Raw genomic sequence first — 21,125 nt, 5'->3', positions numbered from 1 at the left:
CGGTTATCGAACGGTCAGTTCCAGATTTCGCATTCGTGCGGTTGTCTTCTAGAATCGAGCAAATTTTGCGTGGAAGTGACCATGGCCGGCAGTCAGATCGAACGTGTTTTCAGTGTGCTCGAAAGCCTCACCAGCGATCCCCGTGGCCTGCCGATGCAGACCCTGGCGGAGCAACTGGACATCCCCAAGAGCGCGACCCATCGCCTGCTGGCCGAGCTGATCCGCCTCGGTTATGTGCGGCAGAATCCGGATAATTTGCGTTATCACCTCTCGACCAAATTGGTGGCGATGGGCTTCCGTTACCTGTCGAGCAGCGGTGCCGACATCGTGCAGCCGGTGCTTGACCGCCTGGCTCTGGAAACCGGCGAACTGGTGCGTCTCGGGGTGATCGACGGCGAGCGTCAGACCTGGATCGCCAAGTCCCAGGGTGCGCGCTCCGGTCTGCGTTACGACCCGGACATGGGCCGCGATGCGCCGTTGTTCTACACCGCCTCGGGGCATGCGTGGCTGGCGTGCATGAGCGATGCCGAAGCCTTGTCGCTGGTGGAACGACAGGGCGCACAGGAGCCGGAACATGTGGGGCCGAACGCGCCGCGCTCGAACATCGAATTGCTCGAGCGCCTGCGTCTGGCGCGGGAGACGGGCTACGCCTGGGTTGAGGAAAGTTCGGCGGTCGGCACTTCGGCGATTGCGGCAGTGGTGCGCCATCCCGCCGATGGACGGGTGATCGGTGTGCTCAGCATCGCCGGGCCGAGCGCACGGATGCCGGGGGCGCGGCTGCATGAGCTGGCGCCGTTGTTGCTGGCGTACACCGAGGAGTTGAGTGCAGCGAGTTTGGCGTCGGAGTTGTTCAACTAAGGCCTGTGCAAATCGACTGCATTCGCGAGCAAGCCCGCTCCCACATTTTGAACAGCGTTTAACTTGAGAAGCTGTGCGCTGTTCGAACACTTTCAGGACAAGTCTGTGTAAGAATCTGGAACCAGGTTCTAAATTATTGGAATTCATCGCTCCAATAATACTCACAAGAGGACCTCATCTTGAATTCGCCACTTCGCATCGCCCTGATCGGTGCTGGCAACATGGGCCAGCAGCACTACCAGCATCTGCAATCCCTGACTGAAGCGACGTTGTGCGCCGTGGCCGATCCCGGACCGCAGGCGGCCAGTCTTGCGGCGCAATGGGGCGTAGCCTGTTTCGCCGATCATCGTCAGATGCTGGAGCAGGCGAAGCCAGACGCAGTCATCGTCGCCAACCCGAACACGCAGCACGTCAGTACTGCCCTCGATTGCCTCGCGGCCGGCGTGCCGGTACTGCTGGAAAAACCGGTGGGTGTGCATCTGGATGAAGCCAGGGAGCTGGTGGCTGCCTCGAAGGCGAGTGGCGTTCCGGTACTGGTCGGACATCACCGCCGGCACAATCCGCTGATCGTCCGCGCCCACGAACTTGTCCACAGCGGCGCATTGGGTCGGTTGACCACGGTCACGGCGCTCTGGCAGTTGCGCAAGCCCGGCAGCTATTTTGAAACACCCTGGCGCCGCGAGGCTGGCGCGGGGATGTTGTTGACCAACCTGATCCACGACCTCGATCTGCTGCGGCATTTGTGCGGTGAGGTGCGTCAGGTTCAGGCCATCACCAGCAATGCCATTCGCGGGTTTGCCAACGAAGATTGCGCGGCAGTACTGCTGCAATTCGACAACGGTGCACTGGGCAGCCTGACCGGCTCCGATGCGGTGGCGGCGCCCTGGAGTTGGGAGCTGGATTCGGGGGAGAACCCGGTGTATCCGCGTCATCCTGATCAGCCGTGCTACTTGCTGGCCGGAACGGGTGGGGCGCTGAGCATTCCGCAGCTTAAACGCTGGCACTACAACGAAGTCGATGGCGGCTGGCATCAACCGTTGCTGGCAACCCAGGAAAGCTTCAGTGCCGATGAAGCCCTGCGTCTGCAGTTGCAACACTTCGTGCGCGTAGCGCGCCGGGAAGTCGAGCCGCTGGTGAGTGCCGCCGATGCCGCGCGTACGTTGGCGCTGATCGAAGCCATCCGCGAAGCCGCCGAAACCGGGCGTGCCTGCACGCCATCCTTGATCGAGGGTTGAGCATGAGCGAGCGTATTTTCTCCCTGGCCAGCCTGACCGTGCTGGAGTTGTCGCCGCCCGACATGGTCGAGGTAGCCGCGCGGGCCGGTTACAGCCATGTCGGCTTGCGTCTGGTACCGGCGACCCCGGAGGAGCACCATTTTGCCTTGGTGGCCGACCACGAATTGCGGCGCCAGACCCTGGCGCGTCTGCGCGATACCGGTATTCGGGTGCTGGACGTCGAAATCCTGCGGCTCAAGCCGGAAACCGTCGTCGCCGATTTCGAGAAAATCCTGGCAGTGGGTGCCGAGTTCGGCGCCAGTGAGTTGCTGGTGGCCGGTAACGATCCTGACGAGCAGCGGCTGACGCAGCATTTTGCCGAACTCTGTGATCTGGCGGCAGCCTATGGGTTGCACCCGCATCTGGAGTTCATGCCCTGGACCGATGCGCGCAATCTTCAACAAGCCGCGCGTATCGTGGAAAACGCCGGGCGTGAAAACGGCGGCGTATTGGTCGACGCCTTTCACTTCGACCGCTCTGGATCGCGGCTGGAAGAACTGGTCAAAGTTGCCCCCTCACGGTTACGGTATGCACAGTTGTGTGACGTCGCAGGACCACGGCCGACCGACATGGCGGAGATCTTGCGTCAGGCGCGTAACGAACGGCGTTTCCCCGGCGATGGCGATTGTGACCTGCCGGGGTTGTTGCGCGGTTTGCCGGCTGACATTCCATTGAGCCTGGAGATTCCCACCGTGCAGTTGCTGGAGCAGGGCGTGAGTGGATTGGACCGGGCGCAGATGGCGCTGGATAAAACCCGGGAATTGTTGGCGCGGTTGTAAGCGCTGCTGCGCACCTATCGCTTGGAGGAGCGAGCTTGCTCGCGATGGACGTGAGGGCGCCGTGTTTGTCCAGGCGGCCATCATCATCGTTGACGACCATCGCGAGCAAGCTCGCTCCTACATGTGATGCTTTTGACTTCAAGTAAGGAAACCCCATGACCGTCAGCACCCCGCTTTCCGGCGTCAATCAGCCCTTCAAAGGGATCCTGCTGATCGTTGTCGCAACCTTCCTGTTTTCCAGCCACGACGCCTTTTCCAAATACCTCTCCGGTTTCTACCCCATCGTCATGGTGGTCTGGGCGCGCTACGTGGTTCACACCTTGCTGATGGCCGGGATTTTCCTGCCGCAGTCCGGGCTGCGGGTGCTGCGTACCAAACGGCCATTGCTGCAGCTGATCCGGGCGCTGTGCCTGCTGGGCACCAGCCTGTTTTTCACCACGGGGCTGATGTACATCCCGCTGGCCGAGGCCACGTCGGTTAACTTCCTCGCGCCGGTACTGGTCACCGCGTTGTCGGTACCGCTGCTTGGCGAGCGCGTGACCCGGGGGCAATGGCTGGCGGTGATTTTCGGTTTCAGCGGGGTGCTGATCATCGTTCACCCCGGTGGTGATCTGTTTACCCCGGCGGTGTTGCTGCCGTTCTGCTCGGCGTTGTTTTTCTGCTTCTACCAACTGCTGACCCGCAAGCTCAGCGAGATCGACAGCCCGACCACCAGCAACTTCTTCGCCGGCTTGTGCAACACGCTGGTGATGAGTGCGCTGGTGCCGTTCTTCTGGCAGACGCCGAACCTGGTGCATGGCGCGATGATGCTGGCGCTGGGGGCCTGTGGGATGACGGCACACCTGTTCCTGACCCAGGCGTTCCGCCTCGCGGCACCGGCACTGCTGGCACCGTTCAGCTATTGCCAGATCATCTTCGCCGGCCTGCTGGGCTGGCTGCTGTTTTCCCATACGCCGACACTGACCACCGTGCTCGGCATTGCCGTGATCTGCTGCAGCGGGTTGGCAGCGGCCTGGCAGCAAAGCCGACGGTAAAAGCCCAAAGAGAAACGACCTGTAGGAGCGAGCCTGCTCGCGATGTTCGTCAACGATGACGCGGGTTGTCTGGATACCCGCGTCGCTCTCAGGTTTTTCGCGAGCATGCTCGCTCCTACAGGGGGCATTGCGGCGATCTTTAGTCGGTGACGGTCGGAATCTTGCGCGGTGCCATGAAGTACATCCAGATCAGCGCAATGAAGTACATCGCCGGAATCATGGTGAACAGCACGGTGTAGTTGTTGTTGGTGATGGTCAGGATGTGGCCGACCAGTTGGGTCATGAACATCCCGCCAATCGCCGCACACATGCCGCCGAAGCCGAACACCGTACTCATCATGTGCTTGGGCGTGTAGTCCATCACCAGGCTCCAGATGTTCGCGGTCCAGGCCTGGTGTGCGCCGATGGCCAGGGAGATGGCGGCCACCGCGACCCACAGGTTGCTGGAGCCGGCCGCCATGATCACGCCGATGATGCAGCAGGCGAACAGGAACATGGACATCAGTCGCGCCTTGATCGGGTTGACGCCGCGACCGATCAGGAACGAGGAGAGGATGCCGCCGCCAACGCTACCGAAGTCGGCAGTGAGGTAGATGATGATCAGCGGGATACCCATCTGGGTGACGTTGATGCCCAGGTTGTATTGCTGGTTGAGGAACGGCGGCAGCCAGTACAGGTAGAACCAGAACACCGGCGCAGTGATCGAGTAGGCGAGGGCGAAGGCCCAGGTGCCACGCATGCGCAGGATTTTCGAGAACGGCACGCGGGTTTGTTCAGGTTCGACTTCGTTCTGGATGTAGTCCAGTTCCGACTGTTTGACGCTTGGGTGGTCTTCCGGGTTGAAGTACTTCAGGCCCCAGAACAGCAGCCAGATCCCGCCCAGTGCCGCCATGCACAGGAACGCGGCTTGCCAGCCCCAGACGTGCAGGATCAGCGGCAGCAGCATGGGTGTGAACATCGCACCGACGTTGGTGCCGGCGTTGAAAATGCCGGTGGCCACGGCGCGCTCGCCGGCCGGGAACCACAGGCGGGTGGTTTTCACGCAAGCCGGGTAGTTGGCCGCTTCGGTCAGGCCGAGGATGAATCGGCAAACCATGAAGCCGACCGCCGAAGTGGCCAGGCCGTGGGCGCCGGTCGCCAGGCTCCAGAGCAGCACCGCGCAGAAGAACACGCGCTTGACGCCGACCCTGTCGATCAAGCGGCCTTGCAGCACGAAACCAATGGCGTAACCGACCTGGAACCAGAAGTTGATGTTGGCGTAGTCCATCGCCGTCCAACTCATTTCCTTGGCCAGGATTGGCTGCATCACGCCCAGGGCGGCGCGGTCGATGTAGTTCAGGGTGGTGGCGAAAAACACCAGTGCCAGCATCCCCCAACGGGTTTTGCCGACAGCCATGGCGCCGCGAATTTTGTCGCCGATGCCACCGGCAGTGACGTTCATGGCCGGAGCCATGCGTGAGCTTTGGGAAGGAATCATGTGTACCACCCGTTTTTTGAATTTGTTATTTGGTGTTTTGGACATCGCGACCGGTGTTGCGTGTCCGGACTTAATGTGAGGACGATGTTGGGCAGTGGACAAAAAATCGTCAATTCGCTAATCACCATTTTGTTCGATAATCGAACACAAAACTAACTGGGTAGTACACTTTAAATTGCTCAATGCACCGACCGGCTCAATAATCGGTTCACTCTTTTAAAAGCGGCGCAAATTCCCTGTAGCCGAAGCCTCCACCGGGAGCCGAAACATGCAGCGTTCCATTGCCACCGTATCCTTGAGCGGTACCCTGCCGGAAAAACTCGAAGCCATTGCCGCCGCCGGTTTCGACGGCGTCGAGATTTTCGAGAACGACCTTCTCTACTACGACGGTAGTCCACGGGAAATTAAACAGATGTGCGCCGATCTCGGGATCGCCATCACCCTGTTTCAACCGTTCCGCGATTTCGAAGGCTGCCGCCGCGATCGCCTGTCGCGCAACCTGGAGCGCGCCGAGCGCAAATTCGACCTGATGCAGGAGCTGGGCACTGACCTGGTGCTGGTGTGCAGCAACGCCTCGGCCGAGTCCATCGGTGATGAGCGGATTCTGGTCGACGACTTGCGACTGCTGGCTGAGCACGCCGGGGCACGCGGCCTGCGCATCGGTTACGAAGCGCTGGCCTGGGGCCGGCATGTGAACACCTGGCAACAGGTGTGGAACATCGTGCGTCAGGCCGATCACCCAAGCCTTGGCGTGTTGCTGGACAGCTTTCACACCTTGTCGCTCAAGGGCGATCCAAGCGCTATCGCCGAGATTCCCGGGGACAAGATTTTCTTCGTGCAAATGGCTGACGCGCCGATCCTGGCCATGGACGTGCTGGAGTGGAGCCGGCATTTTCGCTGCTTCCCGGGTCAGGGTGAATTCGACTTGCCGGGCTTCCTCGCGCCAATCATCAAGAGCGGATATACCGGGCCGCTGTCGCTGGAGATCTTCAACGACGGTTTCCGCGCCGCGCCGCCACGGGCCAACGCCGCCGACGGCTTGCGTTCGTTGCTGTACCTGGAAGAGAAGACCCGCGAGCGCCTGGCGCAGGAAGCCAAGCCTGCGGCCAACTCTGAGATTCTTTTCGAAACGCCCAAGGCCAGTGAGTACAACGGCATCGAGTTTCTGGAGTTTGCCGTGGACGAAAGCCTCGGCGCCAAGCTCGCCCATTGGCTTGAGCGACTGGGTTTCGTCAAGGCCGGGCAGCATCGTTCCAAGAGCGTCAGCCTGATGCGCCAGGTTGATATCAACCTGATCCTCAACTCCGAGCCTTACTCGTTCGGTCACAGTTTCTTTGAGGCCCACGGCCCTTCATTGTGCGCCACCGCCGTGCGGGTCAAGGACAGCGCCAGCGCGCTGGCCCGCGCCGTGGCCTATAAGGGGCAACCCTATCGCGGGCTGGTCGGCCCCAATGAACTGGAACTGGCGGCGGTGCGTGCGCCGGATGGCAGCCTGATCTATCTGGTGGACCAGGATGCCGACGTCTACGGCACCGACTTCAATCTGCTGGCGGATGCGCCGGTCAGCGGTGGCCTCAAGCGCATCGACCACATGGCCATGGCGCTGCCGGCCGACAGCCTCGACAGCTGGGTGCTGTTCTATAAGAGCCTGCTGGATTTCGAGGCGGACGATGAAGTCGTACTACCGGATCCTTACGGTCTGGTGAAGAGCCGTGCCTTGCGCAGTCGCGACAGTTCGATCCGCCTGCCACTGAACATTTCCGAGAACCGCAACACCGCGATCTCACACGCGCTGTCGAGTTATCGCGGCTCCGGTGTGCATCACATCGCGTTTGATTGTGATGACATCTTTGCCCAGGTCAGTCGTGCAAAAGAGGCGGGCGTGCCGCTGTTGGATATCCCGCTCAACTACTACGATGACCTGGCGGCGCGGTTCGATTTCGATGACGAGTTCCTCAGCGAACTGGCCTACTACAACGTGTTGTACGACCGCGACGCCCAGGGCGGTGAGCTGTTTCATGTGTACACCGAGCCGTTCGAGGGGCGATTCTTCTTCGAGATCATCCAGCGTAAAAAAGGTTATGCCGGCTACGGCGCGGCCAACGTCGCGGTGCGCCTGGCGGCCATGGCCAAATCCCGTAGCGGCGCATTGCGCCAGGCGAAGTTGTAGGAAATTCGTAAACGCGGGATTAAACGTGGGCTGCGCGGCTTCCTTCACCGTGCCGCGCAGCCCATAATCGCCAGCCTGTGCAGTGATGGCCGTGAGCCCGCAATGACAATGACCTCAGAACTCCCCGCAGCCTCCGTAGAACCTGGTACCGAGCCGCGCAAGAGTCGCAAGAACAATCCGGAAAAGACCCGCGAAAACATCCTGCAGGAGGCGATTGTCGAATTCGTCCAGCAGGGGCTTTCCGGGGCTCGCGTCGATGCCATCGCCGAGCGCATCCACACCTCCAAGCGCATGATCTATTACTACTTCGGCAGTAAGGAGCAGCTCTACGTCGAGGTGCTGGAGAAACTCTACGGCGATATCCGCAACACCGAAAATCGCCTGCACCTGGCGGAACTGGCGCCGATCGAAGCCATTCGGCGGCTGGTGGAGTTCACCTTCGATCACCATGATCGCAACGTCGATTTCGTGCGCATCGTCAGCATCGAGAACATTCACAACGCCGAGTACGTGAAGCGCTCCGATGCGATCAAGGCGATGAACAACACCATCCTTGATTCACTGGGCGAGATTCTGCGCCGCGGCGCCGAGCAAGGGCTGTTCCGTACCGGGCTTGATCCGCTGGATGTGCATCTGCTGATCAGTTCGTTCTGCTTCTATCGCGTCTCGAACCGCCACACCTTTGGTGAGATTTTTCAGATCGACCTGCCGGACGAACGCATCAAGCAGCGTCATCGGGAGATGATTTGCGAGTCGGTTCTGCGGTACCTGCAAGCCTGAGGCGAGGTGAGGGGGTTGCCCTCTCACCTCACTTATTCAGTCATTCATTCATGCTCTGAAAATGCTCAAGCATCCGCTGGGCATCCGGCACCACGCCGCTGAACAACTCGAACGCCTTCACCGCCTGAAACACCGCCATGTTGCCGCCGTCCAGCGTCCGGCAACCGAGAGCGCGGGCGTTGCGCAGCAGTTCGGTTTCCAGCGGGAAGTAAACGATCTCCGCCACCCACAATTCGGCCCGCAGCAGCTCGACCGGCACCGGCATGCCCGGCAGCTTTTTCATGCCCATCGGCGTGGTGTTCACCAGGCCATCTGCCTGTGCCATGGCGTTGGGCAGGTCATACCCGGCCACTGCTCGAGCGACGCCGAAATGCTGATTGAGATTGTCAGCCAGATCCTGGGCGCGGCGGATGTCCACGTCAAAAATGCTCAGCTGTTGTACGCCTTCGCTCAACAACGCGTGGGCCACCGCCGCACCTGCGCCGCCGGCGCCCATCTGTACGACACGTTCAACGGCAACGCCTTTCAAACCCCGGCGAAAGCCCTCGGCAAAGCCCAGGCAGTCGGTGTTGTGGCCGATGCGTTTGCCATCCTTGAGCACCACTGTGTTGACCGCACCGATGCCGCGGGCCTCCGGCGAGAGTTCGTCGAGCAGCGGGATGATCGCCTGTTTGCATGGAAAGGTGATGTTCAGCCCGGTGAAGTTCATGCGCTCGGCAGCCATCAACAGGTCGGGCAGGGCGTTGCTGTCGAGTTTCAACTGATCAAGATCAATCAGGCGATAGAGGTAGCGCAGCCCCTGGGCATCGCCTTCATGCTCGTGCATGGCCGGTGTGCGGGAAGCCTGGATGCCGGCGCCAATCAGCCCGGCCAGTATCACGTGGTTCTGAGTCACGGCGATCACCCCTTCAAACGATGACTGAAGTGTTCCAGCGCCAGGCGATAGCCATGACTGCCAAAACCGGCCAGCACGGCGGTGGCAATGGCTGAAACGAAGGAATGGTGGCGGAAGGGTTCGCGGGCGTGGACGTTGGACAGGTGGACTTCGATCACCGGCAGTTCGCTGGCGACCAGGGCATCGCGGATCGCAACGGAGGTGTGGGTCCACGCGGCAGGATTGATGACGATCCCGGCGCAGCGGCCGCGGGCGGCGTGAATCCAGTCGAGCAATTCGCCTTCATGGTTGGTCTGACGAAACTCCACTGCCAGGCCGAATTCTTCGGCGGTACGTGCGCACAGGACCGAAATGTCTGCCAGGGTTTCGTGGCCGTAAGTCGCCGGTTCACGGGTACCGAGCAGGTTCAGGTTCGGGCCGTTGAGCACCAGAACGATAGGGGACATCGGAATCTCTCCACTTATTATTTTTGGAATCGGCCGAGGACTTCAGCCTGTGGAGATAAATTGTACTAACTAGTTAATTTGGTCAATTGAAGTGACGACGCACAGGCTGTTTGTGGGCGGTGATCGGACACTTTCGCAGGTCAGCGCGGCAGGTGCTCCACAAGGAAATCGATAAACGCCCTCAAGCGCAGCGGTACATGACGACTTTGCGGGTACAGCAAGGTAAACGGCCGCGACCGCCCGCCATAGGGCTTGAGCACTTCCACCAGCGAGCCGTCGGCCAGTTCCTTTTCCACGATAAAACGATAGGTCTGAAACAACCCCGCCCCGTGTTTGGCCAAGGTGACACCGCCCAGCACATCGTCGGAACAGCTGAGGCTGCCCTCGGCCAGAATCTCCCGGGGCACGCCTTCATCGTTGAACAGCCAGGCAATGCGCCGGCCGCTGCTGGGCAATTCGTACTGGATGCATTCGTGGTTTTCGAGGTCGTCGAGGGTTTGCGGAATGCCGGCCCGTTTCAGGTAATCAGGGCTGGCGATCATCACCAGGGCGGCATCTTCCAACGGTCGGGCGATCAGGCCGGAATCCGGGATGGCTCGCACGCGAATCGCCATGTCGTAGCCTTCGCCGACGAAATCGATGTTGCGATTACTGATGTGCGACTCGACCTTCACCGCCGGATAGCGCGCCCGAAATTCGGGCAACAAAGGCAGGATTCGATGATGCGCGTAGGTGGTCGGAATACTGATGCGCAAGGTACCGGAAGGCACTTGCTGCTGGCCCATCACCTCGCGCTGGGCCTCGATCAGTTGCGCCAGGGCCAAGCGGCACTCCTCGTAATAGCGGCGGCCACTGTCGGTCAGCTTCACGCTGCGGGTGGTGCGCGCAAACAGACGCACGCCCAGGCGCTCCTCCATGCGCGACACCGAACGGCTCACGGCCGCGGGGGTGACACCCGCCACCAGCGCCGCGGCAGTAAAACTGCCGGCCTCGGCGGCCAGGCAAAACAGCTCAATGCTGCCCAACTGAAGATCGTCGAATTGTCGCTGCATGATTGATTACACCGGGGATCAGATGAAGATACTGGATCAGTATTTATCAGGTGCCAGCGCCGTAATGAAAGGATTTCTTACCATTTTGCGTGGTGTTCCGCAGGGCCGGGAAACGCCAGGACGCTAGCCTGAGGACGCAAGAAATGATTCGACGGCCGATGCCAGCGGTCGGGTTTTCCAGGGAATGCCGAATTCTCGGATTCATTAACCTAACGGATGGGTTAGCATGAAGGTATGCAATTACAAAGGACTGTCGGTAGTGATCATGTTGCGAGACGAGCATTGTCCGCCTCATGCGCATGTGGAGGCGGGTACGTGGAGTGCGAGATTCAGGTTCAGCTTTTGGCACAACGGTGTCGAGCTCTGGGATGTAGTTCCGCTATCGCGTCGGCCACCGTTGGCGGTGCTTGAGGGATTGCGCCAATCGCTCCAGCAACCTGCCCATTTGCGGCGCGCCCGGGGCATCTGGTGGCGAAAATTACAAACAGCCTGTCTTGATAATCAACTGTGGGACTGGCAAAGCAACGAAGTCGTTGTGGTGAAAAGGGTTGTCAGTACCACCAATATGATTGGATCGGCTTGCTACGAACCTGAATCGAACAAGACGTTGCTGTCCCTGATAGGTGCACAGGAAGGTGTGGAGATCGAATTATGAAAACGATAAAAGCCAAGGTTCAGGTCGATAGTCCCGTTACGGAAAGTAGCCTGGACAAAGCCATTGAACGTGGCGAACTACGTAGAAAAAATAGCCTGCAAGCGACAGCGGTTACCTACCTGGCCCCCTGTCTGGCCGTCAGCTTCGAAGACGGCAGCGGCGTATTGTTGCCCGTGGCCAACTATCCGGAGTTCGATGATTTTGAGGGCGGGGACTTCGCCAGTCTGACTGTCGGCTACGCGGGTACTGCCCTGTGCCATGAAGGTAAGGACCTGCATGTATCCATCGCCGGGATGATTTCTGCGAGCAAGCCGCTGATGGCCATGGCGACCTCGGTCGTCGCTTCGCGCAATGGTCGCCAGAGCAGCGCCGCAAAGTCTGAAGCTGCGCGGGCCAACGGCAGGAAAGGCGGGCGCCCGCGCAAGGTCGATGTTGTCTTGCAGGTACCCACAAAAAAGCCGTCGTGAAGACGGCTTTTTTGTGCCTGGCAGGCGCCATCAACGCCGGGTCAGCATCACCCCGGATTCCATGTGATGGGTCCACGGGAACTGGTCGAACATCGCGCATTGGGTGATGCGGTGGGTGTCGTGCAGTTGGGCGATGTTGGCTGCCAGGGTCTCCGGGTTGCAGGAGATGTACAGGATGTTGTCGAAGCGCCGGGTCAGCTCGCAGGTGTCCGGGTCCATGCCGGCACGGGGCGGGTCGACGAACACGCTGCCGAACTCGTAGCTCTTGAGGTCGATGCCATGCAGGCGCCGGAACGGGCGCACTTCATTCAGGGCTTCGGTCAGCTCTTCAGCGGACAAACGCACCAGGGTGACGTTATCCACCGCGTTTTCGCTGAGGTTGCTCAGCGCTGCGTTGACCGAGGTCTTGCTGATTTCGGTGGCCAGCACTTTGCGCACGCGGGTGGCGAGCGGCAGGGTGAAGTTGCCGTTGCCGCAATACAGCTCCAGCAAATCATCGGAGCGATCGCCAAGCGCATCGTATGCCCAGTTGAGCATCTTCTGGTTCACCGTGCCGTTGGGCTGGGTGAACGCGCCTTCGGGCTGGCGATAGCTGAAGGTGCGGCCGCCGACTTCCAGCTTCTCGACCACGTAATCGTGACCGATGACTTCGCGCTTGCCCTTGGAGCGGCCGATGATGCTGACGTTCAGGTCGGCCGCGAGTTTCGACGCCGCCGCATGCCAGTGCTCGTCCAGCGGGCGGTGATAGCACAGGGTGATCATCGCGTCGCCGGCCAGAGTGGTCAGGAACTCCACCTGGAACAGCTTGTGGCTCAGGGGCGCACTCGCTTGCCACGCTGCCTTCAGCTGCGGCATCAACTGGTTGATGCGCAGGCTGGCGATCGGGAACTCTTCGATCAGGATTGGCGTGCGTTTGTCTTCCTGGGAAAACATCGCGTAGTGACGCTCGCCGGCCTCGCGCCACAGGCGGAACTCGGCGCGCAGGCGGAAGTTCTGCAGCGGCGAATCGAAAACGGCTGGCTCCGGTGCATCGAACGGGGCCAGCAGGTCACGCAAGCGCGTGATCTTTTCTTCGAGCTGAACGGCGTAGGCCTGGGAATCAAAAGTCATGCGTTGAACCAACCCAGCTTGATCACGAACAGAATCGACAGGATCACCAGCGCCGGGTTCAGCTCACGGCCGCGACCGGACATCAGCTTGATGGCGGTCCAGGAAATGAAACCGAAGGCGATGCCATTGGCGATGGAGTAAGTGAACGGCATTGCCAGCGCGGTGATCACCACCGGCGCGGCGACGGTAATGTCGTCCCAGTCTATTTCGGCCAGGCCGGATGTCATCAGCACGGCGACGAACAGCAGTGCCGGTGCGGTGGCGAAGGCCGGAACGCTGGCGGCCAGTGGCGAGAAGAACAGCGCCAGCAGGAACAGGAACGCCACTACGATGGCGGTCAGGCCGGTGCGGCCACCGGCACTCACGCCGGCGGCGGATTCGATGTAGCTGGTGGTGGTCGAAGTGCCCAGCAGGGAACCGGCCATGGCTGCGGTGCTGTCGGCGATCAGCGCGCGGCCCATTTTCGGCATGTGGCCGTCTTTGCGCATCAGACCGGCGCGCTTGGCCACACCGATCAGGGTGCCGGAGTTGTCGAACAGGTCGACGAACAGGAAGGCGAAGATAACGCTGACCAGACCGATGTCCAGCGCACCCTTGATGTCCAGTTGCAGGAAAGTCGGGGCCAGGGACGGCGGCATCGACATCACGCCGCCGAATGGGGTGAAGCCCATCACGATGGAAATGATGGTCACCACCAGAATGCCGATCAGCACTGCGCCGCGCACGGCAAGGGCTTCGAGGGCGACGATCAGGGCAAAACCGAGGGTAGCGAGGATCGGAGCCGGTTGTTTCAGGTCACCGAGGCCGACCATGGTCGCCGGGTTGCTGACCACGATGCCGGCGTTGTGCAGGGCGATCAGTGCCAGGAACAGGCCGATGCCGGCGGCAATCGCCGAGCGCAGCGGCAGCGGGATGCTGTTGATGATCCATTCACGGATGCGGAAGATCGACAGCAGGAAGAAACACACCGCCGAGATGAACACCGCGCCGAGCGCCACTTGCCAGGTATGGCCCATGTGCAGGACCACGGTGTAGGTAAAGAAGGCGTTCAGGCCCATGCCCGGTGCGAGGGCGATCGGGTAGTTGGCGATCAGGCCCATGGTCGTCGAGCCGATGGCGGCGGCCAGACAGGTGGCGACGAACACCGCGCCCTTGTCCATGCCGGTCTCGCCGAGGATGCTCGGGTTGACGAACAGAATGTAGGCCATGGCCAAAAAGGTCGTGACGCCCGCCAGAATCTCGGTCCGCACGTTGGTGTTGTGTGCCTTGAGTTGAAACAGCCTTTCCAGCATGTCTGCTCCCCGTGGCGCGCCGGGCGCCGTGAATGTATCGACCTCAACAGCAAAGCACAGGCAGCAGAGCGCGCCTGGAAATTACTGTGGGCCGGAAAAAGCCGCGCATCATACCAGTAGCTTGGGAATATGGCTGCTTTGGCGGTGATCGTCGTCGATGTTTTGCGACAAAGCCAAGTGCGCCATACTGCGCGCTGGTTTTTTGGGGTGGATGGGTCCTGCATGAAAAAGCGTCTGGTTGCCGCCTTCGGAGCATGGGTGGCGTTGTTTCTCGGGACTCAAACGGCCGTGGCGGCCTCTGCTGCGCCACTGACGCAATTGAAAGTACTCAAAGTCGCGTCGCCGTCCTGTGGTGTCGAGAACATCGACGAAGGGCAAACCCGGACGCGCTGCGATCACAATGGCCCGAACATCACGGTGTACGTGCTGGAGGTGGGTTACGGGCGTGAGGCCCATGTCGCCCTCGACGGTTTCGAGGTGAACGGCACACGGACGCCGGTTTGCGCGTTCAAGAACGGCAACCTGACCAGTTGCACCCCCGGGGAAAAAACCGTCGGCTATTTGTACGCCCTCAATCTGGCGGGCAAGCAGGAAGGCACGTTGACCTTCAGCAATACCTCGATCAACGCGCCCGGCAACACGATGTCGACGCAGCTTTACATCAAGTAAACACACGCCTCGAACAAGGGTCGGGAAAGCTGACTACGCTTAAAAGATCATTCCGTGGACAATACCTGATGACCTTTAGAGCCTTGATTGCCCTTGCCGAGGGCACCGACGACCTGCAAACCGTGACCCTGATCGACGTACTGCGCCGCGCCAAAGTAGAAGTGGTGGTGGCCAGTATCGAAGGGCGGCGCATGCTCACCTGCGCCCGCGGCACTCGCCTGACGTCCGATGCGATGCTGGTGGACTTGCTGGCGCAACCCTTCGACCTGATTGCCTTGCCGGGAGGTGCGGTGGGTTCGCAGCACCTGGCAGCACACCAACCCTTGCAACAATTGATCAAGGATCAGGCGGCAGCCGGTCGCCTGTTCGCCGGTATCGCCGAAGCGCCAGCCGTGGCGCTGCAGGCCTTTGGCGTATTGCGTCAACGGCGCATGACCTGCCTGCCCTCGGCCAGCCATCAACTGTCGGGCTGTACCTTCGTCGATCAACCGGTGGTGGTCGACGGCAATTGCATCACGGCCCAAGGCTCAGGCGCCGCTTTGGCGTTTGCCCTGGCGCTGGTGGAGCAACTCTGCGGTAAAGCCATCAGTACAGCGGTGGCGGGGGAGTTGTTGGTTTAGCCTGCTTAGACTTTCGCCTCTTCCTTCTCTTCATCTTTAGCCACGTGCATGCGATCGCGGCTGGCCAGTGTCGGGAACAGTTTGACCCACACCCCGGTCACCACCAGCGTGCCGATCCCGCCCATGACCACGGCTGGCACAGTGCCAAACCAGTGGGCAGTCAGGCCCGATTCGAATTCACCCAACTGATTCGAAGCACCGATGAACAGACCATTGACGGCGCTGACCCGACCGCGCATTTCGTCCGGGGTTTCCAGTTGAACGAACGAGGCGCGGATCACCATGCTGATCATGTCTGCCGCGCCCAACACCACCAACACCGCCAGGGAAAACCAGAACGAGGTCGACAGGCCGAAGGCGATGGTTGCCACGCCGAAGATGCCCACGGCGGTGAACATCACCCGCCCGACGTTGCGCTCCACGGCAAACCGCGCTAGGAACAGCGACATCAGTAGCGCGCCCACCGCCGGTGCCGAGCGCAGCAGGCCCAGCCCCCACGGGCCGGTCAGCAGAATGTCCTTGGCGAACACCGGCAGCAGCGCCGTCGCACCACCCAATAGCACCGCGAACAGATCGAGGGAGATCGCCCCGAGAATGTCCGGACGACTGCGGATAAAGCGAATACCCGCCAGCAGTGAGTCCAGAGTGGCCTTGCCCTTGTTCAGCGGGGTTTGCCGGGCCGGCAGGTTGAGCATCAGCGAACAGGCGATGACATACAGCAGCACCGTCGGGCCATACACCCACACGCTGCCGAAGGCGTAGAGCAAACCGCCGAGGGCCGGGGCGACGATGGTGGCTGATTGCTGGGCCGATTGCGCGGCGGCCACTGCACGGGGAAACAGCGCGCTGGGCACGATACTGGGCAGCAGGGCCTGGGTGGTCGGCATTTCAAAGGAACGGGCGGCACCGAGCAGGAAGGCCAGGATAAAGATCATTTCCCGGGTGACATGATCGGTGGCGCTGCCGATGGCCAGCGACAGGGCGATCAACGCCTGCAGGAACTGGCAGATCGCCGCGACCTTGCGCCGGTCATAGCGGTCGGCGACGTGCCCGGTGTGCAGCATGAACAGTACACGCGGGGCGAACTCGACCAGGCCGACCAGACCCAGGTCGAGCACGTTGCCGGTCAATTGATACAGGTTCCAGCCGATGGCCACGGTGAGCATCTGGAAGCCGCTGGCGGTAAAGACCCGGGCCAGCCAGAACGCGAGAAAAGGGCGATGGTGACGTAACAGCAAGGGCTCTTGGCTGGGCATCTGCGGCAAATCTGGGGAAGGGGAGAGGCGAGGTTATCACCAAGCTGTAACAGGAAGTTGCAGTGACAGAAAATTTAGTTAGCCAGACATCGATTTTCTCCAGGTTCCCACAGGAAATGCATTTCAGCTCGTGACCAAGTCCGTGAGGCAACTTGTCACGCGGCAAAAGACCACGCGAGTCATCCCCGAAATTGGGACTACTCTTTCAACGTTGATTGATCCAGGTCAAAACCCACAAAAGGATTTGATCCGGCGGCCGCAAGGCCAGACTCCCTGCGTTGTGATGCGTGCAAAAAAAAGAACAAGCAGAGATTCGCCACACTCCATATCCGTGGGGGCCGTGGGTGCAGGCTTTAAGCCAGCAGCCGTACTACCTGACAGAGGAAGACTTATGTTCGGTTTAGAGGCACTTGATCTCGCCCGAATTCAGTTCGCGTTCACCATCTCGTTCCACATCCTGTTTCCGGCCATCACCATCGGCCTGGCGAGTTACCTGGCAGTACTCGAAGGCCTGTGGCTGAAAACCCATAACGACACCTACCGTGACCTCTACCATTTCTGGTCGAAGATCTTTGCCGTCAACTTCGGCATGGGGGTGGTTTCCGGCCTGGTGATGGCCTATCAGTTCGGCACCAACTGGAGCCGCTTCTCGGACTTCGCCGGTTCCGTGACCGGACCGTTGCTGACCTATGAAGTGCTCACGGCATTCTTCCTCGAAGCCGGGTTCCTCGGCGTCATGCTGTTTGGCTGGAACAAGGTCGGGCGTGGCCTGCACTTCTTCGCCACCGTGATGGTGGCCATCGGTACGTTGATCTCCACGTTCTGGATTCTCGCTTCCAATAGCTGGATGCAGACCCCGCAGGGCTTCGAGATCGTCAACGGTCAGGTCATACCCACCGACTGGCTGGCGGTTATCTTCAACCCGTCGTTCCCGTATCGCCTGATGCACATGGCCACGGCGGCGTTCGTCGCCACGGCCTTCTTCGTCGGCTCCTCCGCGGCCTGGCATTTGCTGCGCGGCAAGGACAACCCGGCGATCCGCAAAATGCTCTCGATGGCCATGTGGATGGCATTGATCGTCGCGCCGATCCAGGCGGTCATCGGTGACTTCCACGGTCTCAATACGCTTGAGCATCAGCCGGCAAAAATCGCCGCGATCGAAGGCCACTGGGAAAACAAGGGTAACGAGGCGACTCCGCTGATCCTGTTCGGCTGGCCGGACATGAAAGAGGAGAAAACCAAGTTCGCCGTCGAAATCCCGTACCTGGGCAGCCTGATCCTCACCCACTCACTGGACAAGCAAGTCCCGGCGCTCAAGGAGTTCCCGCCTGAAGACCGACCGAATTCGACCATTGTGTTCTGGTCGTTCCGGATCATGGTGGGCCTGGGTTTCCTGATGATCTTCACCGGTTTGTGGAGCCTGTGGCTGCGCAAGCGCGACACCCTCTACACCTCGCGGCCGTTCCTGTATCTGGCGCTGTGGATGGGGCCGTCCGGCCTGATCGCGATCCTCGCTGGCTGGTTCACCACGGAAATTGGCCGTCAGCCATGGGTGGTCTATGGCCTGATGCGTACGGCGGATGCGTCGTCCAACCATAGTTTTATGCAGATGAGCATCACCCTGGTCCTGTTTGTCGTGGTTTATTTCGCGCTGTTTGGCGCCGGTCTTGGCTACATGATGCGCCTGGTGCGCAAGGGGCCGAAGACCGACGAAGGCAAGGAAACCAACGACGGAGGCCCCGGCCAGAAACGCACACCGGCCCGTCCGCTGTCCGCCGCCGCCGACGATGCCGGCCACAGCCTGACCAAGGAGATTTGAATCATGGGTATTGATCTTCCGCTGATCTGGGCCGTGATCATCATCTTCGGCATCATGATGTACGTGGTCATGGACGGTTTCGACCTGGGCATCGGCATTCTCTTCCCGTTCATTCCGGGCAAGACCGATCGCGATGTGATGATGAACACCGTCGCCCCGGTCTGGGACGGCAACGAGACCTGGCTGGTGTTGGGTGGCGCGGCGTTGTTCGGCGCGTTTCCGCTGGCCTATTCGGTGGTGCTCTCGGCGCTGTACCTGCCGCTGATCCTGATGTTGATCGGGCTGATCTTCCGCGGTGTGGCCTTCGAGTTCCGCTTCAAGGCCAGGGACGACAAGCGCCACCTGTGGGACAAGGCATTCATCGGTGGCTCGGTCACTGCGACGTTCTTCCAGGGCGTTGCGCTTGGCGCGTTCATCGACGGGCTGCCGGTGGTCAACCGGCAGTTCGCCGGTGGTTCACTGGACTGGCTGACACCGTTCACGATGTTCTGTGGTGCGGCGCTGGTGGTGGCGTATGCCTTGCTCGGTTGCACCTGGCTGATCATGAAGACCGAAGGCAAGTTGCAGGAACAGATGCATGATCTGGCACGGCCATTGGCCTTCGTGCTGCTGGCGGTGATCGGCATCGTCAGCATCTGGACCCCGTTGGCCCACACGGATATCGCCGCTCGCTGGTTCACCATGCCGAATCTGTTCTGGTTCATGCCGGTGCCGATCCTGGTGCTGGTGACGATGTACGGCCTGATCCGCGCCGTGGCCCGCAACGCGCATTACACGCCGTTCCTGCTGACCCTGGTGCTGATCTTCCTTGGTTACAGCGGGTTGGGCATCAGCCTGTGGCCGAACATCATCCCGCCGTCGATCTCGATCTGGGACGCCGCCGCGCCGCCGCAAAGCCAGGGCTTCATGCTGGTGGGCACGCTGTTCATCATCCCGTTCATCCTGGGCTACACCTTCTGGAGCTACTACGTGTTCCGCGGCAAGGTCACCCATGAAGACGGCTATCACTAGCCCTGTGCGCCACGAAACTAATGTGGGAGCGAGCCTGCTCGCGATGGCGTCCTGACAGACGCCATCGATCTACATCGGAGGATTTATCAATGAACGGCAAACATTCCCTGCACGACATTGAAGAAGCCGAAAAAAAGCCGCTGTGGCAGCGGCTCGGCTGGTTGGTCCTGATCTGGGTCGGCAGCGTGGGCGCCTTGTTCATCGTCGCCAGCCTGATGCGACTGTTCATGAACGCGGCCGGCCTGACCACGCACTGACATCTCTCCCGTGGCCTCGAGGCGCGGATTTACGACCCTCCGACCGGAGGGTTTTTTTTGCCTGTTACTTGCGCGCCTTGAGGATCACGAATTTCGGATTGGCCGCCACTTGCTCGACACCGCGGAACAATCGCGCCAGCTTGCTGTGGTAACCCAGGTGACGATTGCCGACGATGTACAGCGCGCCGCCCACGACCAGCGCTTCGCGCGCCTGCTGGAACATTCGCCAGGCCAGGAAGTCGCCCACCACCTGTTGCTGGTGAAACGGTGGATTGCACAGCACGACGTCAAGCGATTGCGGTTCCTGGCCGGCCAGGCCATCACCGGCTCGCACGATCACTTCCCGTTCACCCAAGGCTGCGCGCCAGTTCTCGGACGCCGATTGCACGGCCATGAACGACTCGTCCACCAGCGTGTAGTGGGCCTCGGGGTTTTGCAGGGCGCTGGCGATGGCCAGGACGCCGTTGCCGCAACCGAGATCGGCGACCCGCGCCGAGCCAAGGTTTTTCGGCAGGTGTGGCAAAAATGCCCGGGTGCCGATGTCCAGGCCTTCGCGGCAAAACACATTGGCGTGGTTGAGCAGTTCGATATCCGGTTCGTCGAGTCTGTATCGCGTTGGGTAAGGCGACACCGCTGGCGTTTTGTCCTGAGCCGTGGCAATCAACAGCCGCGCCTTCTTCACCGCCAACGAGGCTTGCACGGGGCCGATGTAACGCTCCAGCAAGTCGCCCGCCGCCCGGGGCAGATGCTTGATCATGGCGGCGGCAACCACTTGGGCGCCGGGTGCCAGTTGGCCTTGCAGGCGGATCAGTTGTTCTTCCAGCAGCGCCAGGGTTTTCGGTACACGGATGAGTACGCAGTCGAACGGCCCGGCTGGGGTTTCGCTGGCGGGTACGCTCGGCACCGCATCAAACGCCAGGCCGTTGCGCACCAGGTTCTTTTCCAGACCCTGCAAGGCCAGGAACGAATCACCGCTGCTGGCCACCCGCACCTTGCCCGCGAGGCTGGCCGCCAATGCGCCGAAACTGTCATTGAGCACCAATACCCGGGTGTCCGACGCCGGCTGCTGTTCGGCCAGATGATTGAGCAGGTATTCATCGGCTGCATCGAAAGCTTGCAGCGGTTCGTTCTGCTGTTCGGGCTGGCGGATCAGGTCAAGGCTGGCGAAGGGTGTTTCGAGCAAAGGCATGGGGCGGGGCTCTGG

General features: G+C 60.8%; 21 protein-coding genes and 1 pseudogene. 14 read left to right on the top strand and 8 right to left on the bottom strand.

The features are described from left to right. Positions 1 to 81 precede the first annotated feature (81 nt). The 5 genes and pseudogenes from WHX55_RS27140 to WHX55_RS27120 all read left to right on the top strand — a co-directional run. A complete protein-coding gene (locus tag WHX55_RS27140) occupies positions 82 to 858 on the top strand; it encodes an IclR family transcriptional regulator (RefSeq protein ID WP_150755007.1) in 777 nt (258 codons plus the stop codon). Positions 859 to 1,037: 179 nt separating this feature from the next. Further along, positions 1,038 to 2,093 (top strand): Gfo/Idh/MocA family oxidoreductase, encoded by a 1,056-nt coding sequence (locus tag WHX55_RS27135; protein ID WP_353741625.1) that lies wholly within the window; start codon positions 1,038 to 1,040, stop codon positions 2,091 to 2,093. Positions 2,094 to 2,095: 2 nt separating this feature from the next. Beyond that, positions 2,096 to 2,911: a sugar phosphate isomerase/epimerase gene (locus WHX55_RS27130; RefSeq protein ID WP_353741624.1), complete on the top strand. Its 816-nt coding sequence runs from the start codon at positions 2,096 to 2,098 to the stop codon at positions 2,909 to 2,911. Between the two features lie 155 nt (positions 2,912 to 3,066). Next, positions 3,067 to 3,945 carry a DMT family transporter gene (locus tag WHX55_RS27125; RefSeq protein ID WP_095965683.1) on the top strand — a complete coding sequence of 293 codons (879 nt, stop codon included), beginning with the start codon at positions 3,067 to 3,069 and terminating at the stop codon, positions 3,943 to 3,945. A 42-nt stretch (positions 3,946 to 3,987) separates the two neighbouring features. After that, a pseudogene (locus WHX55_RS27120) lies at positions 3,988 to 4,065 on the top strand (outer membrane lipoprotein carrier protein LolA); the annotation flags it as partial. A gap of 19 nt (positions 4,066 to 4,084) precedes the next feature. Here WHX55_RS27120 and WHX55_RS27115 read toward each other — a convergent pair. Further along, positions 4,085 to 5,422 (bottom strand): MFS transporter, encoded by a 1,338-nt coding sequence (locus WHX55_RS27115; protein WP_150726998.1) that lies wholly within the window; start codon positions 5,420 to 5,422, stop codon positions 4,085 to 4,087. A 268-nt stretch (positions 5,423 to 5,690) separates the two neighbouring features. On the opposite strand from WHX55_RS27115, the gene quiC reads away from it, so the two are divergent. Next, positions 5,691 to 7,592 (top strand): 3-dehydroshikimate dehydratase QuiC, encoded by a 1,902-nt coding sequence (quiC, locus tag WHX55_RS27110; RefSeq protein ID WP_353741623.1) that lies wholly within the window; start codon positions 5,691 to 5,693, stop codon positions 7,590 to 7,592. A gap of 102 nt (positions 7,593 to 7,694) precedes the next feature. Then, positions 7,695 to 8,372 (top strand): TetR family transcriptional regulator, encoded by a 678-nt coding sequence (locus tag WHX55_RS27105; RefSeq protein WP_150727000.1) that lies wholly within the window; start codon positions 7,695 to 7,697, stop codon positions 8,370 to 8,372. 40 nt (positions 8,373 to 8,412) lie between these two features. Here the strand turns inward: WHX55_RS27105 and WHX55_RS27100 are convergent, their stop codons facing one another. From WHX55_RS27100 to WHX55_RS27090, 3 genes are all read right to left on the bottom strand, one after another. Next, on the bottom strand, positions 8,413 to 9,267 hold the full coding sequence (locus WHX55_RS27100; protein WP_150755002.1) for a shikimate dehydrogenase: 855 nt from the start codon (positions 9,265 to 9,267) through the stop codon (positions 8,413 to 8,415). A 5-nt stretch (positions 9,268 to 9,272) separates the two neighbouring features. Continuing rightward, entirely contained in the window at positions 9,273 to 9,713 is a 441-nt protein-coding gene (gene aroQ, locus WHX55_RS27095) for a type II 3-dehydroquinate dehydratase (RefSeq protein ID WP_150727002.1), read from the bottom strand. A 140-nt stretch (positions 9,714 to 9,853) separates the two neighbouring features. Then, the gene (locus WHX55_RS27090; protein WP_150755001.1) at positions 9,854 to 10,765 is read right to left on the bottom strand and encodes a LysR family transcriptional regulator; all 912 of its coding nucleotides are present in this window, start codon (positions 10,763 to 10,765) and stop codon (positions 9,854 to 9,856) included. A gap of 226 nt (positions 10,766 to 10,991) precedes the next feature. Between WHX55_RS27090 and WHX55_RS27085 the strand changes: the two genes are divergently transcribed. Both WHX55_RS27085 and WHX55_RS27080 read left to right on the top strand, forming a co-directional pair. After that, complete coding sequence (locus tag WHX55_RS27085) at positions 10,992 to 11,420, top strand: DUF4160 domain-containing protein (protein ID WP_150755000.1); 429 nt, start codon at positions 10,992 to 10,994, stop codon at positions 11,418 to 11,420. Then, positions 11,417 to 11,887: a DUF2442 domain-containing protein gene (locus WHX55_RS27080; protein ID WP_353741622.1), complete on the top strand. Its 471-nt coding sequence runs from the start codon at positions 11,417 to 11,419 to the stop codon at positions 11,885 to 11,887. Before WHX55_RS27085 ends, WHX55_RS27080 begins: the two co-directional genes overlap by 4 nt. Before the next feature lie 30 nt (positions 11,888 to 11,917). On the opposite strand, the gene trmA is transcribed toward WHX55_RS27080, so the two are convergent. Together trmA and WHX55_RS27070 are read right to left on the bottom strand one after the other, a co-directional pair. After that, the gene (gene trmA, locus WHX55_RS27075; RefSeq protein WP_353741621.1) at positions 11,918 to 12,997 is read right to left on the bottom strand and encodes a tRNA (uridine(54)-C5)-methyltransferase TrmA; all 1,080 of its coding nucleotides are present in this window, start codon (positions 12,995 to 12,997) and stop codon (positions 11,918 to 11,920) included. Next, positions 12,994 to 14,289, bottom strand: coding sequence for an NCS2 family permease (locus WHX55_RS27070; RefSeq protein WP_008050771.1), 1,296 nt, complete (start codon positions 14,287 to 14,289; stop codon positions 12,994 to 12,996). Before WHX55_RS27070 ends, trmA begins: the two co-directional genes overlap by 4 nt. Before the next feature lie 222 nt (positions 14,290 to 14,511). On the opposite strand from WHX55_RS27070, the gene WHX55_RS27065 reads away from it, so the two are divergent. Together WHX55_RS27065 and WHX55_RS27060 are read left to right on the top strand one after the other, a co-directional pair. Next, a complete protein-coding gene (locus tag WHX55_RS27065; protein ID WP_150754997.1) occupies positions 14,512 to 14,958 on the top strand; it encodes a DUF4879 domain-containing protein in 447 nt (148 codons plus the stop codon). 68 nt (positions 14,959 to 15,026) lie between these two features. Next, positions 15,027 to 15,578: a DJ-1 family glyoxalase III gene (locus WHX55_RS27060; protein WP_150754996.1), complete on the top strand. Its 552-nt coding sequence runs from the start codon at positions 15,027 to 15,029 to the stop codon at positions 15,576 to 15,578. 5 nt (positions 15,579 to 15,583) lie between these two features. Here WHX55_RS27060 and WHX55_RS27055 read toward each other — a convergent pair whose 3' ends face one another. Then, on the bottom strand, positions 15,584 to 16,834 hold the full coding sequence (locus tag WHX55_RS27055; protein ID WP_353741620.1) for an MFS transporter: 1,251 nt from the start codon (positions 16,832 to 16,834) through the stop codon (positions 15,584 to 15,586). 391 nt (positions 16,835 to 17,225) lie between these two features. On the opposite strand from WHX55_RS27055, the gene WHX55_RS27050 reads away from it, so the two are divergent. From WHX55_RS27050 to WHX55_RS27040, 3 genes are all read left to right on the top strand, one after another. After that, positions 17,226 to 18,653, top strand: a complete 1,428-nt coding sequence (locus WHX55_RS27050) for a cytochrome ubiquinol oxidase subunit I (RefSeq protein ID WP_353741619.1) — start codon at positions 17,226 to 17,228, stop codon at positions 18,651 to 18,653. Positions 18,654 to 18,656: 3 nt separating this feature from the next. Then, positions 18,657 to 19,664 carry a cytochrome d ubiquinol oxidase subunit II gene (cydB, locus tag WHX55_RS27045; protein WP_056728750.1) on the top strand — a complete coding sequence of 336 codons (1,008 nt, stop codon included), beginning with the start codon at positions 18,657 to 18,659 and terminating at the stop codon, positions 19,662 to 19,664. Positions 19,665 to 19,753: 89 nt separating this feature from the next. Then, complete coding sequence (locus WHX55_RS27040; protein ID WP_353741618.1) at positions 19,754 to 19,921, top strand: DUF2474 domain-containing protein; 168 nt, start codon at positions 19,754 to 19,756, stop codon at positions 19,919 to 19,921. Positions 19,922 to 19,985: 64 nt separating this feature from the next. On the opposite strand, the gene WHX55_RS27035 is transcribed toward WHX55_RS27040, so the two are convergent. Further along, positions 19,986 to 21,110 carry a methyltransferase gene (locus tag WHX55_RS27035; protein ID WP_353741617.1) on the bottom strand — a complete coding sequence of 375 codons (1,125 nt, stop codon included), beginning with the start codon at positions 21,108 to 21,110 and terminating at the stop codon, positions 19,986 to 19,988. Positions 21,111 to 21,125: the final 15 nt, after the last annotated feature.

Origin of the sequence: Pseudomonas fluorescens (assembly GCF_040448305.1) — a bacterium.
In the GTDB taxonomy this organism is placed as follows: Bacteria; Pseudomonadota; Gammaproteobacteria; order Pseudomonadales; family Pseudomonadaceae; genus Aquipseudomonas; species Aquipseudomonas fluorescens_BH.
Note: the sequence above shows the minus strand (reverse complement) of the source record. Positions and strands in the feature narration are given on the sequence as shown.